At 29.2% G+C, this 18,557-nt stretch carries 16 protein-coding genes and 1 other annotated feature; of the genes, 3 read left to right on the top strand and 13 right to left on the bottom strand.

What is annotated here, in order from left to right:
• Positions 1 to 237: 237 nt before the first annotated feature.
• The 3 genes from HLB29_RS01530 to HLB29_RS01520 form a co-directional block, all read right to left on the bottom strand.
• Complete coding sequence (locus tag HLB29_RS01530) at positions 238 to 1,116, bottom strand: patatin-like phospholipase family protein (RefSeq protein WP_185623396.1); 879 nt, start codon at positions 1,114 to 1,116, stop codon at positions 238 to 240.
• A 179-nt stretch (positions 1,117 to 1,295) separates the two neighbouring features.
• The gene (thiI, locus tag HLB29_RS01525; RefSeq protein WP_185623395.1) at positions 1,296 to 2,474 is read right to left on the bottom strand and encodes a tRNA uracil 4-sulfurtransferase ThiI; all 1,179 of its coding nucleotides are present in this window, start codon (positions 2,472 to 2,474) and stop codon (positions 1,296 to 1,298) included.
• A gap of 28 nt (positions 2,475 to 2,502) precedes the next feature.
• Positions 2,503 to 3,660 carry a cysteine desulfurase family protein gene (locus tag HLB29_RS01520; protein ID WP_185623394.1) on the bottom strand — a complete coding sequence of 386 codons (1,158 nt, stop codon included), beginning with the start codon at positions 3,658 to 3,660 and terminating at the stop codon, positions 2,503 to 2,505.
• A 216-nt stretch (positions 3,661 to 3,876) separates the two neighbouring features.
• On the opposite strand from HLB29_RS01520, the gene HLB29_RS01515 reads away from it, so the two are divergent.
• A complete protein-coding gene (locus HLB29_RS01515) occupies positions 3,877 to 4,881 on the top strand; it encodes an AEC family transporter (protein ID WP_185623393.1) in 1,005 nt (334 codons plus the stop codon).
• Between the two features lie 244 nt (positions 4,882 to 5,125).
• Here the strand turns inward: HLB29_RS01515 and HLB29_RS01510 are convergent, their stop codons facing one another.
• The 9 genes from HLB29_RS01510 to HLB29_RS01470 form a co-directional block, all read right to left on the bottom strand.
• Entirely contained in the window at positions 5,126 to 5,866 is a 741-nt protein-coding gene (locus tag HLB29_RS01510) for an amino acid ABC transporter ATP-binding protein (protein WP_185623392.1), read from the bottom strand.
• Positions 5,867 to 5,899: 33 nt separating this feature from the next.
• Positions 5,900 to 6,565 carry an amino acid ABC transporter permease gene (locus tag HLB29_RS01505; protein ID WP_185623391.1) on the bottom strand — a complete coding sequence of 222 codons (666 nt, stop codon included), beginning with the start codon at positions 6,563 to 6,565 and terminating at the stop codon, positions 5,900 to 5,902.
• A gap of 75 nt (positions 6,566 to 6,640) precedes the next feature.
• Positions 6,641 to 7,492 carry a transporter substrate-binding domain-containing protein gene (locus HLB29_RS01500; protein WP_185623390.1) on the bottom strand — a complete coding sequence of 284 codons (852 nt, stop codon included), beginning with the start codon at positions 7,490 to 7,492 and terminating at the stop codon, positions 6,641 to 6,643.
• Between the two features lie 171 nt (positions 7,493 to 7,663).
• Positions 7,664 to 7,866: a binding site (T-box leader), on the bottom strand.
• A gap of 82 nt (positions 7,867 to 7,948) precedes the next feature.
• Positions 7,949 to 9,814, bottom strand: a complete 1,866-nt coding sequence (locus HLB29_RS01495; RefSeq protein WP_185623389.1) for an ATP-dependent helicase — start codon at positions 9,812 to 9,814, stop codon at positions 7,949 to 7,951.
• 87 nt (positions 9,815 to 9,901) lie between these two features.
• A complete protein-coding gene (locus HLB29_RS01490) occupies positions 9,902 to 11,485 on the bottom strand; it encodes a ClC family H(+)/Cl(-) exchange transporter (RefSeq protein WP_185623388.1) in 1,584 nt (527 codons plus the stop codon).
• Between the two features lie 14 nt (positions 11,486 to 11,499).
• Positions 11,500 to 12,354 carry a bifunctional 5,10-methylenetetrahydrofolate dehydrogenase/5,10-methenyltetrahydrofolate cyclohydrolase gene (locus HLB29_RS01485; protein WP_185623387.1) on the bottom strand — a complete coding sequence of 285 codons (855 nt, stop codon included), beginning with the start codon at positions 12,352 to 12,354 and terminating at the stop codon, positions 11,500 to 11,502.
• Between the two features lie 53 nt (positions 12,355 to 12,407).
• Positions 12,408 to 13,040 (bottom strand): cyclodeaminase/cyclohydrolase family protein, encoded by a 633-nt coding sequence (locus HLB29_RS01480; RefSeq protein WP_207719485.1) that lies wholly within the window; start codon positions 13,038 to 13,040, stop codon positions 12,408 to 12,410.
• Between the two features lie 113 nt (positions 13,041 to 13,153).
• Complete coding sequence (locus HLB29_RS01475) at positions 13,154 to 13,900, bottom strand: copper homeostasis protein CutC (RefSeq protein WP_185623386.1); 747 nt, start codon at positions 13,898 to 13,900, stop codon at positions 13,154 to 13,156.
• A gap of 115 nt (positions 13,901 to 14,015) precedes the next feature.
• Positions 14,016 to 15,416 carry an alanine/glycine:cation symporter family protein gene (locus tag HLB29_RS01470; protein WP_185623385.1) on the bottom strand — a complete coding sequence of 467 codons (1,401 nt, stop codon included), beginning with the start codon at positions 15,414 to 15,416 and terminating at the stop codon, positions 14,016 to 14,018.
• Positions 15,417 to 16,044: 628 nt separating this feature from the next.
• Between HLB29_RS01470 and HLB29_RS01465 the strand changes: the two genes are divergently transcribed.
• Entirely contained in the window at positions 16,045 to 16,329 is a 285-nt protein-coding gene (locus tag HLB29_RS01465; protein ID WP_185623384.1) for a GNAT family N-acetyltransferase, read from the top strand.
• A gap of 222 nt (positions 16,330 to 16,551) precedes the next feature.
• Here the strand turns inward: HLB29_RS01465 and HLB29_RS01460 are convergent, their stop codons facing one another.
• Positions 16,552 to 16,776, bottom strand: a complete 225-nt coding sequence (locus tag HLB29_RS01460) for a barstar domain protein (RefSeq protein ID WP_185623383.1) — start codon at positions 16,774 to 16,776, stop codon at positions 16,552 to 16,554.
• A gap of 384 nt (positions 16,777 to 17,160) precedes the next feature.
• Here HLB29_RS01460 and HLB29_RS01455 point away from each other — a divergent pair, with 384 nt between their 5' ends.
• Positions 17,161 to 18,492 (top strand): SPFH domain-containing protein, encoded by a 1,332-nt coding sequence (locus HLB29_RS01455; RefSeq protein ID WP_185623382.1) that lies wholly within the window; start codon positions 17,161 to 17,163, stop codon positions 18,490 to 18,492.
• Positions 18,493 to 18,557: the final 65 nt, after the last annotated feature.

Here is an 18,557-nt window from a genome sequence, read left to right as displayed (position 1 = left end):
TATTTCTTTATTTATTAAAAAGATATTTTAAATATATATTATATAAATACCATTGTATATGTAATTATAAACTTTCATCTACAATTTTTTAAACTTTAAAAATTCGGAATATATTTCACTTATGCTTTTATATTTTACCTTCCAAATTTTTTAATAAAATATCAATTTTTTTAATTAAAAACTAAAAAGAACTATGAATAATATATTATTTCTATAGTTCTTTTTAATAATTATTAATTATTTGGCACTATATAGAAAATTCTTCCATTTTTCTACATCTCTTTGACCTATTTTACATCCCTGATTATAGGTTTGAATTAATTTTATTTTATCCTTTTCTCTATTTGTTATATCCATTTTTTCCGGATAGACTACCATTGCCAATCCTGCTTTTTCAAGCCTTTCAACTAGGTTACATGTTTCATTGTAAATATACGGTCTTTTAAACATAGTTTCTGCTACCATAGGAGTATTCTTAAAAAATCTCTTTATAGCACTTTTATGTTTGACAGGATTTTTTCTATAAGATTTCTCCTGAGTTCTGACAATAAAAAATTTCTTATATCCATCCTTTATAGCTATATCAAGGGCAATTCCTCCACAAAGACCACCATCATAATATACGCCTGTTTTGTATATTGTAGGTGGCATCAAAATAGGCAGAGAAGAAGATGCTCTTGCTATTTTCATAATATCTTCTATACAATTTACATCTTCATTTGTAAAATATTTAGAGGCATTTGATAACACATCATATGTTCCTATTCTAAATCTAGCCGGATTATTTTTGAATTCGTCATATTTAAATGGTAATGGCTGACCTGGATGAGCTATTTGCTCATATATATACTCGCCATTAAAAAATCCCTTACCTTTTACAAATGAAGACCAACCTCCAAAATTTGGATCATCCACTATATCTATAAATGACTTTTTTCCTCTCTCAACATCTTTTGAAAGATAATTCAATAATACACTTGCACCAGCAGAAATTCCGGATGCATAGTCGAAATATATATTATTTTCCAAAAGGGTATTTGCAATACCAGTAGAAAAAGCTGCTCTCATTCCTCCGCCTTCGAATATCAGAGCAACATCATATATGTTATTTTCCATAAATTACGCTCCTCCCTATCATAGATAAATATAATCTTACTATTTATACATTCTATTACTTAAAATCATCATTAAATATTTATAAATCTTGTATTATTATACAATTTAATTTTATACTTATCCTTAATACTATTATTGATATCAAATTATATATTAATATTTTGACAAAATCCACCAGTCTATTCATAACTAATTACTTCCATAACAGAAGCATCAATTGCTGATTTAATTAATTTATCTACATCTAATTTTGACTCAGACTTTTCTATTCTCTCAAGTCTTGGTTTTGTTACCGGCTTTTTAGGAGAAAAAAGAGAACAACAGTCCACTTCAGGTATAATTGATGTCTCATAGGTTCCTATATTTTCCGCAGTTTTTATAATGTCTATTTTATCCATAGCTATTAAAGGTCTAAATACCGGAATACTTACTGCTGCATTAGTACAAGTGATTCCTTGCATAGTTTGTGAAGCTACCTGACCTATGCTTTCTCCTGTAATAAGTGCATCACAATATCTTTTTACACCTATTTCTTCAGCTATTCTCATCATAAATCTCCTCGAAAGTATTGTTGTTTCTTCTTCATTACAATTATTTGCAATAGACTTTTGAATTTCCAATATATTTACCATATGTAATTTAATAGGTCCACAATATTTCGATAATATTTTAGCAAGTTCCCTTACTTTTTCCTGTGATCTTTCATTCGTGAATGGATATGAATGAAAATGAACCGCTTCAATATCTACTCCTCTCTTAGCCACAAGCCAAGATGCAACCGGGCTATCTATTCCCCCTGAAAGTAACGTCATAGCCTTACCATTAGTTCCTAAAGGCAATCCTCCAAATCCGGAAATAGAATCCGCATAGACTAAAATATGTTCGTTCCTATATTCACATGTAATAGTGACATCCGGATTTCTAACATCTACCGAAACATCCTTATTATTAATATTTGATAATACATATCCTCCGATATCTATGCTCATCTCCTGTGATGTAAATTTAAATGACTTATCTCCTCTTTTGGATGCTATTTTAAATGTTTTTGCTCCCATACTTATTTTTTCTCTAAGCAACATAAGTGCTGTTTCTTTTAGCATGTCGTAGTCTTTTTCTCTTTTTATTGCCGGGCATACTCCTACAACACCAAACACTTTTCTAACTTCCTCAACAGCCACTTTATAGTTAGAGTCATTTACATCAATATATATTCTTCCATATTCTTTGTATACATTAAATTCACCTATAGATTTAAGCATATTTCTTATGTTTCTTATTAGTTTATTCTCAAATATATATCTATTTTTTCCTTTTACACCTATTTCTCCATATTTCGCAATTAAAATATTATACATAAAATTATCCTCTTTCATTTAAATATTTTTATCTTCCCTTTCTTTTAGATATAAGTCTGATTGTATCTATGTGAGACTTTAATTTGTCAACAGCATAGTCTATTTCATCATTTGTAGTTGTATCAGACACACTGAACCTTATAGCCCCATCAATCTGGGATGGAATTAATCCGATAGCATTTAATACATGACTACCTTTTTTCTTGGAAGAGCACGCTGAACCGGTTGAAACACAAATATCATCTCCTTCTAAATAATGAAGTAGAATTTCTCCTTTTATGTCTTTAAAAGATATATTTAATATATGACAAACTCCATTATCCAAATCGGTATTAATCTTAAAATCTTCTATTTTTTCACTTATTCTATCAAATAAATAATTTCTTTTTGATTTCATCGATTCTATATTAGAATCTATATCTTTAAACAATATCTCTATTGCCTTTCCCATACCATATATTCCCGGTACATTTTCTGTTCCCGGTCTAATATTGAATTCCTGACCACCACCGGTTATAAGCGGACTAAATCTATTTACATCTTTTATATACATAAAACCGATTCCTTTTGGTCCGTGAATTTTATGACCACTAACACTCATAAAATCAATTCCTATATTATTTAACTTAAAATTTATTTTTCCATAAGCTTGCACGGCATCTACATGAAAATATATATCATTGTAATTATCTAATAAAACTGCTATATCTTCAATAGGTTCTACAGTGCCTATTTCATTATTTACATACATAATACTCACTAAACAAGTCCTGTCCGTAATAGAATTTTTCAATTCTTCAAGAGATACCATTCCCTTGTTATCTACATTTAGAATAGTAATTTCAAATCCTTCATTTTCCAAATCCTTAACAGTATTCAAAACAGCCGGATGCTCAATTGCAGAAACAATTATATGATTTCTTTTATTTTTATTAAGTTTTGCAACACTTCTTATTATTGCATTGTTACTCTCTGTTCCACCCGATGTAAATATAATACTTTTATCTTCAACTCCTAAAGTTTTGGCTATATTATTTCTAATTATCTTTATATTTTTTTCAACTTCAAAACCCTTTCTATATGCTGCAGAAGGATTCGCAAAATCAGTAGTTAATGCTTTTACCATAGCATCCACAACTTCATTATATGGTTTAGTTGTAGCACTATTATCTAAGTATGCCTGCATATTATCAACTCCTTTTCAAAACTTTATTATATCACATCTGATTAAATAATATTTATATAAATTCTCTTTTTCTGAAAATGTATCAAAATAAAATAAGATTTATATAATTTGAAACTCAGATTGCAATCCATATATTCGTCAATTTTATAATTTGATGATAAATGATATAATATAATCATACTGGATATAATTTAAAATTAATATCGGAGGGTAATGATGAATAATTTTATTTTTGCATTAAATGCCACTATGCCTATTTTCTTTGTAATATTGATTGGAAATATACTTAGAAGGCGAAACATCATTAATAAGGAATGGATAAAAATGTCCGATAAGTTAGCATTCAAAATAGCTATGCCGACTATACTATTTTTGGATATTGCAACAATGGATAAAATGGATGGTGGAAATCTAAAATTTATTGCCTTTTGTATAATAGCCACAACTATTATGTTTTTTGGAATATGGATAATAGCAAAAATATTTATAAAAGATAAAACAATGGTGGGGTCTTTCACACAAGGTGCGTCCAGAGGAAGTGCAGCAGTACTTGGCATACCGTTTGTGCAAAATATATATGGAAATAGCGGCTTAGTACCTTTAATGATACTTGCAGCTGTTCCGCTATTTAACGCATATTCGATAATTATATTGGCATTTTCTTCAAAAAGCAATCTCAAAAATATTGAAAACTCAGATAAAAGTAACAACTGGAAGTCTCACGGAAAAACAAAGAAAAAGGTAAGAATTAATTACGGACTTATATTGAAATCTATACTAACTAACCCGTTAATTATAGGCATAGCAGTCGGTTTTTTATTTTTCATATTCGGAATAGAAATACCAAATATAATATTAAAAACACTGAAGACTATTGGAAATATGGCAGTTCCACTAATGTTGATTTCTATTGGTGGCGATTTCACATTAAATGATTTAAACTCGAGATTTGGTATATCATTTGTAGCTACTATTATTAAATTGATAATTCTTCCTTTAATCACCCTTCCTGTTGCGATACATTTTGGAATTGAAAAAAGCGGATTATTGGCAATTTTAATAATGGTAGGTGCACCCAGTGCCATTTCCGGATATATAATGTCTAAAAATATGGATAATGATTATGTGTTGATGTCAAATATAGTGGTTATGACGACTCTGTTTTCTTCTGTAACATTCACACTATGGCTATTTATATTAAAATCATTTAATCTACTTTAGAAAAATATTGTTATAAAGCCAAAGAAATTACAGAAAAATCTTAATTTCCATTATATAGTTAAGCATAATGCAAAAAACCATCAAAATATAAAAGGGACTTACTCAAAAACAAACTTTCTTCGTTTATATAAATAAAATATCATTGAAAATAGATATTTTTTATTTATAGACGATTTTCTTTGATTGTTTTGAGTAAGTCCCAACTAAATAGAAAGTTTTTAAAAACAATGGGTCATTTATTTTTTTATAATATTTTATCAAAAAATTCTTTTGCTCTATCGCTCTTAGGATTATTAAACACCTCTTCAGGAGAATCATCCTCCACTATTGAACCGTAGTCTACAAACAAAACTCTGTCAGCCACTTCTTTAGCAAACCCCATTTCATGGGTAACTATTGCCATTGTCATTCCTTCATTGGCAAGCTCTTTAATTACATCCAAAACTTCTTTTACCATCTCCGGATCTAATGCTGATGTAGGTTCGTCAAACAACATCATATCAGGTTCCATAGCAAGTGCCCTGGCAATCGCTATACGTTGTTGTTGACCACCTGAAAGTTGAGATGGATATGCATCTTTCTTTTCCTCTAATCCCACTCTTTTCAAAAGTTTTAACGCTTTTTCCTCAGCTTCCGCCTTATTCAACCCTTTAACTTTAATGGGAGCCAGCGTTATATTCTCTATAATTGTTTTATTTGGAAAAAGATTGAAGTTTTGAAAAACCATTCCTATTTTTTCCCTTATTTTATCAATATTTTTTTTGTTTTTAATTATGCTTTTTCCCTCAAAAATAATATCTCCTGAAGTCGGCTCTTCCAATAAGTTCATACATCTAAGAATAGTACTCTTACCGGAGCCGGATGGACCTATAATTACTATAATCTCGCCCTTTTCTATTTCTATATTTATACCATTTATTACTTTTAAATTTCCAAATGATTTATGCAAATCTTTTATATCTAATAATATATTTTTCTCTGACATACGATATCTCCTTAAAAAACCTTGTATTCATCATTATCTCAAACCTCTAGACATCCTCTTCTCAAATATTCTCAATACTCTTGAAAGTGTAAATGTAATTATAAAATAAATGGCAGCAGCTAGTAGATATGGACCAAAAAATTTATATGTCGAGTTCTTAACACTTCCTGCTACAAACATTATATCTGTAATTCCTATATAGCAAACAATTGCAGATTCTTTAATTAAAGTTATAAATTCATTTCCTAAAGCCGGCAGAATATTTTTAATTGCCTGAGGTATAATTACATATCTCATTGATTGCCAATAACTCATTCCAAGAGAACGACTTGCTTCTACTTGTCCCTTATTTATAGATTGTATACCCGATCTCAATATCTCTGCTATATATGCTCCAGAGTTTAATGTAAGGGCTATAATACCTGCCGTAAACTCAGACCCTAAACCAAAAAAATCAGGATATTTTAGAATACTTGGCACAGAAAGACCGATTATTACTATCTGAACCATCAAAGGAGTCCCTCTTATGACTTCTATGTAAGTATTAGAAATAGTATTTAATAATTTATTATTAGATAATTTTGCCAAACTCGTAAACAGTCCAAGAATAAATCCTAATATAACTGATAATAATGATAGCAAAATTGTAACACCTGCTCCGGAAGCGTATGCCCCCGAAAATTTTAATAAATAACCCATTTTTCAAAATCCTTTCAACTAATAATTATATGAAGAATATGTTTAAAACCTTTTATCTAGTTTTTAATTTAAAATTTATTTTTCTTCTTGTTTGGAAACTAAATCAACAGCATCTGCCAGTATTTTGTCATACTCCTTAGTTTCATTTAGCTTTTTGATTAAATTATTCATCATATCTATAAATTCTTTATTATTTCCTTTTTTTACAGCTATTGCCATGGCTTCTTCATCTCCACCACTAGTAAATTCAATATTTTTTACAACTTTAATACCTTTATATTTCTCAGAATTTATATTTGCTACTTTATCATTTAATATTATTGCATCTATATTTTCATTTTTCATATCCATAACCAAATCCGGAACAGAAACCAATGCCTTATAATCACTCATTTTTAACTGATCCTTTACATAAGTTTCTTGCGTTGATCCCTTTTGAACACCTAGTTTTAATTTTTTCAAATCATCTTCACTTTTTATCTTATCTACATCTTTAGATTTTACTATTACTCCATTTTTTCCTTTAAAATATATATCTGTAAAGTCCACCGATTTCTTACGTGTTTCATCCGGTGTCATACCGGTAATTACAATGTCGACCTGTCCAGATGTCAATGCAGGAATCAAAGTATCAAAATCCATTCCCTTTATTTCGAGCTCAACTCCGGCTTCTTTTGCTATCCTTTTTGCAAGTTCAATATCTGCCCCAACTATGTCACCGGATCCTTTTCCTGCTACTAAAAATTCAAATGGTGGATAATCTGGTGATGTACCAACAACCAATTTTCCACTGTCTTTTATCTCCTGTAATTTAGAAGTATTTTCCGATGTTTTTTTAGAATCTGTCTTTTTTCCACATCCAACCATTCCAGCAGCCAATACTGCAACTAAACCTAATGCCATTAATTTTTTTAATCCTTTTTTCATGTCATTCTCCTTTTTAAAATATTGTTTTATCAAATATAAAAAAGTCTCTTGGTCATATGACCAAGAGACGAATATACCGCGTTACCACTCTTGTTGACAGATTATCAATAAAAAATTTGGTCATGTGATTATCTCGAAATGATAATAAAAAAAGCCCCTTGATCCATATGACCAAGAGACGAATATACCGCGTTACCACTCTTATTGACAAAAAACTGTCCTCTCAAACCCTTAAGGCGGGAAACCTACTAAAATACTTATTTTCTTCTAGTATTCTCAGAAGCTCTCTTCACATAAACTTCAATACCGGGCTTGCACCTTTTCCCAACTCGCTGAAAATCCATTTAAGCTACTCTCTTCATCATAGAATTTTTATATTGATTTATGATTTTTATTATACGTTTGACTTTTGTTTATGTCAAGCACTTTTCAAAATTATTTTTGTATTTTCAATTTTTATTTTCCATACAACTCTTTAATAAATCTGGACTGATTTATTTTTTTATTAAATTTCTTTTGTGGAATGCTGATTGTAAGGCTCTCTTTAGCTCTTGTAACAGCAACATACATTAATCTTCTTTCCTCTTCCAGATTCATATCCTCAATATCTTCCGAATTGTTAAAAGGAATTGTTCCTTCATTTACGCCAACTACGTATACGTTTTTAAATTCTAAACCTTTAGCCGAGTGCATCGTAGTCAATATAACACCTTCACTCATAATTGAATTCATCGAATTATTGACCTTATTTTCGGTTCTCTTTTTTATCTCTACTTTTACTTCGGAAATATGTTTAAAAAAATCTAAGATAGTCTTATATCCTTTAGAAGATATTTCAAACTCGTCCATAACCTCTATTATTTGTTTGGATTTTATCTTTCTATCATGACAATATTCAAGTATGTATCTATCATAATCTAATGTAGATCTTATGTATGAAATGGCATATTCCGGTGCTAATCCCTTAATATAATTTAAGTCTTCATATAAATCTTCCAAGTCTTTTTTTTGAAAAGATTTAATATCATCAGTTTTTATAAGATATTCAAAAAAATCATCACTATCAATAGCCTTTTTTATAACTGACTTAGAAATATATCTGTACGGCTTATTTATTATTCTTGCCCAGTCATCGTTTGAGGATATACCAACTGCTACTTTTAAATACGCTATTAAATCTAAGCTCACCCAATGATCATATATGCTTCTAGGTACATCTTTTAATATAAAAGGTATTCTATTATCCATAAAGACATCTACAAATGCCCTTGATTGTCTATTTGTTCTATATATAATTGCAAAATCACTATATTCTCGACCTTTTTCTACAAGTAACTTTATTTCAGATGCTATTTTTTTAGCTTCATCATCAATATCTAAACTATATTGTATTTTTATATCACCATCTTGTTTTATTTCCGGTATTATTGTTTTTTTATACCTGTTTGTATTTTTTGAAATTAAATTTTGGGATATCGATATTATATTTCTTTTTGATCTATAGTTTTTCTTCAAAAATATTTTTTTAGCATTTTCAAAGTAATTCGAAAAATCGACCATAAAGTCGGGTCTTGATCCCCTAAATCCATATATACTTTGATCTTCATCTCCCACTACAAACAAATTATTTTTATTATGAGCAATTAATTTTATTATTTCAAATTGCACTTTATTTATATCTTGAAATTCATCAATGAGAATATATCTAAAAACTTGTCTTATTATGTTTAATATTTCTTCATTTTTGAATAATATTTCATAAGTTTTTATTAGCATATCATCAAAGTCAATTTTATTGATTTTATTTTTACCATTTTCATATGAATTATAAATATTCTCAAAAACATCGCTATCAAATTTACTAGATTTAAATTTTTTTGCATTCATTAATTCATTCTTCACATATGATATTTCAGACAATACTTCCCCTATATCATCTTCGCTAAAATTAGTGATTTTATTTTGTTTTAGTATTATTTTCATAAGTTGATATCTATCATTTTCAGATATCAAATCTTCAAGTCCTATATTATCATATCTTCTAAGTATTCTAAAAAATATAGAATGAAATGTCCCAAAATTAACCTTTTTTATCCTGTCATCATTAGATAATTCTATAGTTTTTTTCTTTATATCAAGAGAAGAAACTTTTGTAAAGCTTATTGCTAATATTCTAGTAGGAGGAATATTTTTTTCAACGACTAAATTCACTATTCTATGGGCAATTACTCTTGTTTTACCAGAACCGGGACCTGCCAATACCAAGCATGGACCATCTAGATGTTCTACAGCTTTTTTCTGTTCGTTATTCAGTTCCTGCATAATTCCTCCTTGTATAAAATATTTTCTGATATTCCTATCAGTCAATAAATATCACGTTATGGCAAATCAATATAATAGTTATCTTCACTATCGCTGTATGGTCAAACTATTTAGATAATCAAGCATTCTTGGCGATTCAGTTTGATTTACCATTATCAATAACATATCACCTTCAAGTATCATGGTTTTACCTCTTGGTATTATTTCATTTTCCCCTCTATATATTGCCACGACAAGACAGTTTTCCGGCCATTTGATATCAGAAACGTATTTTCCCTCAACCTCACTACCAAGATGAACGGAAAGTTCAACCAACGTTTTTTTATTTTTTTCACCTTCGTACATCTCATTATTTTTATTTCCAAGTATATCTTCTAATAACATATCATATACAGGTTCGACACCTAATAAATCAGAAACTATCATAGCTACAAATACTACAACCGACAGTGGCAGTAAATGTTCAAATGAACCTGTCATTTCATATATTAATATAATTCCTGTAATAGGTGCTTTTACTATTGCAGCAAAATGACCTGCCATTGCAAGTATAGCAAAATTTATTAAATATTCTTGTGGCACTCCCAAATATCTTATACATATCATGGCAAACATATTGCCTATAATGGCCCCTAAAGCAAGTAATGGAAAAAATATTCCCCCTGGTACTCCGGAACCAAATGAAATAAATGTAAATATATATTTTATAACTAAAATCATTAATACCATAAGAATACTAAATTTCATTGCACTTATTTGCATTATTAATATATGACCTCCACCTATTAATAGAGGGAATGTCATACCAATTATACCTGAAAGTAAAAAAGGTATCATTATTTTATACTCTAACTTTATAGGCATCTTTTTATAAAAATGTTTAGTAAATAATAATCCATTATTGAAAATATAACTACTTAATCCGACAAGTATTCCTAATATTATTAATGACCAATAGTATTTTATCGGCATTACATGAAGCATAGAAAATCTCAATGATGGATTAATACCTAATACGGACTTCGTCATTATATCAGCTGTAACTGCAGAAACCATTGCAGACATCAGAACAACCGGAGAAAAATTCTTATGAACCTCCTCTAATGCAAACATCACACCGGCTAATGGTGCATTAAATGCAGCTGCAAGACCGGCCGATGCTCCACTAGTCAACAAATATTTCTGTTCGTGATCCATTCTATTTGTTTTTTTGGCTATACCTTCGCCAACAGCAGCTCCCATTTGTATTGAAGGACCTTCTCTACCTACAGATAAACCTGCCGCTAATGTCATAACTCCACCTATAAATTTAAAAAATAATACTTTTTTCCAGTCGGTTTTAATTCTTCTCGTAATTGTACCCTCAACCTGTGGTATACCAGAACCCGAGATATTTGGTTCCATTTTTACACAAAAAGATACAAATAATGAAATGCATACTAGCAATGCAAAAATAATTATCATATATAATAAATGCCCATTTGCTTTTTTATACATAATTTGAAAATGTTCAAGCAAATACTCGCCTAATATTCTATATACTATTATTACGCCGCCACTTATTAATCCTATTAAAAATGAATATAATATCATTTTATATTTTAATGTTCCTGTAGTTTTTAATATACTGGCAACATTTTGATCCTTAGAATTTCCAAATATTCCAAACATAATATATCTGCCCACTAACTATTTTGTTTTATACAGGTCTCTAACACGTGCTTTGCCAAAATAGAAGTAGTGACAGAACCAACACCTCCCGGAACTGGAGTAATTTTTCCTACAATATCTCTGATATCCTCAAAATTCACATCACCAAACATATTACCATCATTGTCAAAATTGATTCCTACATCTATTACAGTACTACCTTCTCCAATATATTTTTTGTCAACCATTTTTAATTTCCCCATACAAGAAACTAAAATATCAGCTCCCTTTGAAATATTTTCTATAGCTTCTGTCTTAGAGTGGCATATTGTAACGGTTGCATTTTTATTTAGAAGCAACATTGATAGTGGCTTTCCTACTAATAATGACCTGCCTAAAATCACGACCTTTTTCCCTTGAACATCTACATCGTAATAATTTAAAATTTCCATAACTCCCTCTGGTGTACATGGTGGAAAACATTTTTCTCCCATAACTAGTCTGGCTATATTTTCTGGAGAAAAACAATCCACATCCTTTTCAGGAGAAATTGTTTCTGCTATTTTCTTCTCATCTAAACTCTTTGGTAGCGGTCTAAAACATAATATTCCATTCACCGATATATCATCATTTAAATTTTTAAGTGTGTTTATATACTCGTCTTGACTGCAATTTTCATCTAATTCTACTATTTCAGTTAATATTCCGCATTTAGAACATCTATTACTGGCAGCTTTTTGATAAGATAGATCATCTTCTCTGTTCCCTACTCTAACCATAGCAAGCTTCGGAAATATATTTCTTTTATTTAATTCCTGTGTTTTTTTTATAAGTTCTTCAGTCAGACTATCAGCCACTGGTTTTCCTTTTAATAGACCATTATTTTCCATAAAACCTCCATTTTTATATCGATATTAAAATTAGTTTTATAAATTTTTAAAATTTACAATAAAATATCGACTACATTTTCGTATACATAATCACAAATATCCGTTATTCTTTCGACTAAATTATCCATTTCTTTTTTATAGTTTTGAACAAATTCAACATCATCTATGTATTTTATATTTATTAAAATATTCAATTTCGCACTTAATACACTCGCTTTTAACATTTGTACACCCACTCCGACATCACTAATTAACATTCTGGAACCTTTAACCAGTAATTCTTTGTGAAGTTTAGCTATTTTATCTGCTGTTTTTAATGTATTTAGAGGCACCTTCGCCGCATTCTTCAAACAACGCTGTATTTCAATTTCTTTAATCTTTTTTTCTTCTTCGCTTCTTTCTGTCATTTTATAAGCTTCTGCTAGAGGAAGATACTCTTCTATATCAAGATCTACTAATTCCAAACATTCTTTTTCTAAATCATAAGCCTGCTCCAAAATTAATTTTATATCATCTTCATATTCCAAATATTTCTTTTTACCGATTGTAAAATTTGCAACCATAGATGCAAGAGAAGAAGCCAAAGTAGCTGAATATGCAGCCACACTTCCTCCACCGGGCATAGATTTTTTTGCTGCTACTTCTCTCGAAAATTCATTTAAACTTAAATTAATATATTTCTCCATAATAATACCTCTCTATTTTTTTCGCCATAAATATTATTATACCATAACTGCAATATATTTTTAAGTAATCCGAACAATATGATAAATAAATACTATGTCTAAAATAATTACTTTTATTTATCAATTTTCCTTGCTTTTCTTATAAAATTAATAGACTCCTTATAAGATGTAATTTGATACATTTTTTCTCTTTCTCCATTTAAAAATGCATAACTTACATTATTCACAGTAGTTATATCTCGTCTGTATTCTTTACATGAAGAATGTACCAATTTTGTTCCGGTAAATTCTATAAAATCCATTATATTGTCAGAATTTAGTCCTGAACCACAAATTATTTCTATTTTATCACCGTAATTTTCTATTAGATATTTCAAAGTATCCCTACCCTCTATTGCATTACTTTTTTGCCCACTTGTTAAAACTCTGTCTATCCCCAATTCTATTAACAATTTAATTGATTTAACAGGATCTGCAGTATTATCAAATGCTCTATGAAAAATTGCCTTTTTTCCACTTTTATGTATTTGTTCTATAAATTCTTTAGTTCTTTCGGTATTTATTTCAAAATTTTCATCTAAAAAACCAAAAACTATACCCGTGATATCTTCTTTAAGAAAAATTGATAACTCCCTTTTCATCTCATCATATTCGGCATCTGTATAGCAAAATCCACCAGCCCTATTTCTTATCATAACCATCGTATCTATATTTAAATTTTCTAATATAGATTTTACCAATCCTAAGGTCGGAGTCAATCCTCCCAAAAATAATGAAGAATTTACTTCGACTGAATCGTATCCTAATTTGGATGCTATTAATGCACCTTCATAATTATCTATACATAGTTCTACCAACATAATCTTCACCTCCATAACATTATAGTTATTATTATATCAAATATATCAAAAAAACAAAGCTAACCAACCTTGAGTTTAAGATTGATTAGCAATTTTAATAATCCATGTTTTAATATTATCTAGGTCTAAATTTTTCCGGTAATAAATCTATATATTCATTTTCAGATAATCTAATCCTATCCGGATCTTTAAAGAAATCTCTTATCATTATAATGACAACTTTAGACAATAGCAATAGACCAACTAAGTTTGGTAATGCCATCAACCCATTAAGTGTATCTGAAATCGCCCATATAGACTGAAGACCTCCTATAGCACCTACAAAAACAAGAGGAATATATATCATTCTATAATATCTAACAAATTTTTGCCCTAATAAATATTGAGTACATTTTTCACCATAATAAGACCAACCAAGAATTGTAGAGAATGCAAATAATGTTAATCCAATTGCAACTATATACTGGCCACCATTAAATCCTTTTTGAAAAGCTGCTGTAGTAAGTGCAGCCCCCTGTAAACCGGAATTCCAAGTTCCTGTAACAATAACTACTAATGCAGTCATTGTGCATATTAACAAAGTATCCATAAATACTTCAAATACACCCCATAATCCCTGTCTAACCGGATGATCCGTTGTTGCTGCAGCATGTGCTATTGGAGCACTACCAAGACCCGCTTCATTTGTGAATACACCACGAGCTACACCATTTCTTAAAGCCATCATTAAAGTAGAACCCGCAAAACCTCCGACTGCTGCCTGTCCTGTAAATGCACTTGAAAAAATTAATGAAAATGCGTGTGGAATTTGGTTGGCATTCATAATTATTATAATTAAAGCTCCAACTATATAAAATAATGCCATTAGCGGTACAAATTTTTCTGTTACTGCACCTATTCTCTTAATTCCACCTATTATTACAATTCCTGCTAATAAAGCTAGTACTATACCTACTATTCTTGTATCAAAACTAAATGATGCTTTAAGTGCTTCAGCAATTGAATTTGATTGAGTCATACATCCTATACCAAACGAAGCAACACCACCGAAAAACGCAAATATTTTAGCAAGTTTCTTATACCCAAGACCTCTTTCAATATAATACATCGGACCACCGGAAAAAGTTCCATTTTCTTCTTTTTTCCTATAAGTTACAGAAAGTATAACCTCAGAAAATTTGGTAGACATTCCTAATATAGCTGAAAACCACATCCAAAAAACTGCTCCTGGTCCCCCTATAGCTATTGCTAAAGAAACACCAGCTATATTACCTGTACCAACAGTAGCTGCCAAAGCTGTCGATACAGCCTGAAATGCAGATACTTCTCCTTCTCCATCGCGATCTTTTTTAAATATTTTAAACAACGTATTTTTCATCACATATCCAAATTTGGATATTGCGATAAATCTAGTCATTACCCCCAAAAAAACTCCTGTTCCTAATAACATAATCAGCATAGGCCATCCCCATACTATGGAACCTATAAAGCTATTAATTTCTAAAATTTTACTCATCTCATTGCACCCCTTTTTAAATTTATAATTTCCTAAATAAATAATATTATTTCAGTATGAAAGTGTAATGAAATTTATAATAATAATCTTTTCTTGATAATCTTTAATTTATTAAAGTTAATTATTTTTAGTAATATCCTGAAAACTACTCTAAATCATGTGCATATTTAAAATTTAATTCTATTATTTTTTTGTTTTTTTTAATAAATTTCTTGGATTTTAAATAATGTTAACAGTAAATCAAATAGTATTTAGAAGTCTTAAAATTTTATACAATTTATTTTTATAAATATTTTGGAACACTTTTCTTTATTTTCTTTCGTATACCTAATGTAAAATTAATGTGAATTTTATATTATTAAGTACAAAATTAGCATTACCGATTTTATTATTTTTTTATTTAAAAATATAAGCCAAAATAATAAAATAATCTTTATTTTAACAAAATTATAATTTTCAATAAATATTATTCATATATAGTTTTTTTCGAAAATAAAATTAAACACTAATCGATAAACCATGTATTTAAATTTGTATAATAAAATCTCTATTTTGTATCTATATATATAACAATTCTGTTATATGTGATATATTATAATTATATAATTATAATATGGAGGTTAAAAAAATGAATTATATTTATGAAGAAAACAGAATTTCTATTGTTGATGAAAATGAAGAAATGTTAGCAGAAATACTATTCCCTATTATCGGAGAAAATGTGGTCGAAATAACACGTACTTACGTTTCTCCTGTTCTTCGTGGACAGGGAATTGCCGGAAAATTAATGCAGGAAGCTGTCAAAGTCATTGAAAAAAATGGATGGAAAGCAGTTCCTAGTTGTAGTTATGCTGAAACCTGGATTCAAAAAAATAATGATAATCCAAAATATACAAAATTATTTCTTCTTTAATTCTATATATTAAAATATCATTTAAATCAGAATCAATAAGTGTCATTTAATGGGGCTTATTCAAAAGCCCCTTGAAAAAGATATTTAATAGAAAAAACTTCCATTTTAAATTTCAGAAGTTTAAAATGGAAGTTTTTTTATTTACATATGAAAATTTAAATAATAATAATATAATGCTAGAATAATTTATTTTTTAGCTATTCTAACAGCAAATATTATGTACTAATAATTATAACTAACTAATATTTTCTCTATTATTTCCTGCATTTCCATAACAATACTTCCACCCTTAATTACTATAAATTTCACACTATATAATGAATTTTTAAGCTCCTTTAAAGACCTTATATCCCTTTCGTATGAATCATCCAAATCAAACTCTTCTATGATAAAATCATGAAACTCATCAATAGACGAAAATTTATTAAAATCCAAAACTACATTCATAACCTATCTCCTTTACTGAAATATATTTCTTTACTAAATACAGAAAATTATAACCTTTAATAAAAAAACTAAAAGTTTGAAAAATTCATACTTTAAATCATAACTTTTTTTAAAATTTATAAATAGTAGGTTTAATCTCTTTCCATCTAATATTTTAACATTTTTTAAATTCTTTTTATTAATCTATACTATAGAAAATATCAATATATATTATAGAAAAAAACTATATCATATATTAAGTACCCTTAAGTTAATATTAAAATTTTATAAATCGTTTTCTAGTGATATTCTTGTATTTTTATGGTATTATTAATTTAAATAATGCTATTATTACAATATTGTAAATATTAACGGGAAAACGAACATCATTATTAGGAGGAATTTATGGGATTAATTAAAGCAGGAATCACAGCAGTAAAAGGCAATTTGGCGGATCAATGGAAAGAATTTTTCTATTGTGACTCTCTTGACTCAGATATATTACTGGTTAGAGGTAAGAAAAAAACATCTTCAAAATCGTCCAATAAAAAAGGACACGAGAATATCATCTCAAATGGAAGTGGAATTGCAGTTGCAGATGGACAGTGTATGATAATAGTAGAACAAGGTAAAATTATTGATGTGTGTTCTGAACCTGGAACTTACACTTTCGATTCAACTTTAGAGCCAAGTATATTCGCAGGTAATTTAGAGGATGGTATTCAAGCTACATTTGAAAATATTAAGAAAAGATTCACATATGGGGGAGATACTGGAACAGATCAGAGAATATATTATATAAATACTAAAGAAATAGTAGATAACAAATATGGAACACCTAACCCTGTTCCTTTTAGAGTAGTTGATAAGAATATAGGTCTTGATATAGATATTTCGGTAAGATGTAATGGTATATATTCATTTAAAATCATAGATCCAATTCTTTTTTATACAAATGTAACAGGAAACGTTGAAGAAGATTTTAGAAAAATAGATATCGAATCACAATTAAAATCCGAACTTCTTACTGCCCTTCAGCCTGCATTTTCAAAAATATCAGATATGGGAATCAGATACAGCTCCTTACCTGGACATACAATGGAATTAGCCAATGTGTTAAATGAGGTACTTAGTAAAAAATGGACTGAATTAAGAGGTTTAAAAATAATATCATTTGGTGTAAATTCAGTAATTGCAAATAAAGAAGATGAAGAAATGATCAAACAGCTTCAAAGAACTGCAGTTATGAGAGATCCGAATATGGCAGCTGCCAATCTTACATCTGCTCAAGCAGATGCTATGAAAGCAGCAGGAGCTAATAGTGCTGGAGCTATGACCGGATTTATGGGACTTGGTATGGCTCAAAATGCCGGTGGAATAAATGCTCAGAGTTTATATGAAATGGGTGCTGCACAAAAACAAAATCAACAGCAAAACAATATAAATATCGATGTGGAGAAAAAAGCGCAGGACTCTTGGAATTGTAACTGTGGAAATATTGCTGCAGGAAAGTTTTGCACAGAATGTGGTGAAAAAAGACCTCAAGATGGATGGACATGCCCGAATTGTTCTAATGTAAATAAAGGTAAATTCTGTTCGGAGTGTGGCGAAAAGAAACCAGCAGATGACTTATTATATAAATGTGATAAATGTGGATGGGAACCGGAAGATCCTTCCAAACCTCCTAAATTTTGTTCAGAATGTGGAGATATTTTTAATGAAAATGATGCAAAATAAATTTTTTCTTTATAATTTGTCACAATTTTAAATAAAAATATATTTTTGTAATTTTTGCAAATATT

Source organism: Peptostreptococcus canis (assembly GCF_014229965.1).
GTDB classification, from domain to species: Bacteria; Bacillota; Clostridia; order Peptostreptococcales; family Peptostreptococcaceae; genus Peptostreptococcus; species Peptostreptococcus canis.
The sequence above is the reverse complement of the archived record's forward strand: the minus strand, read 5'-3'. Positions and strand labels throughout refer to the sequence as shown.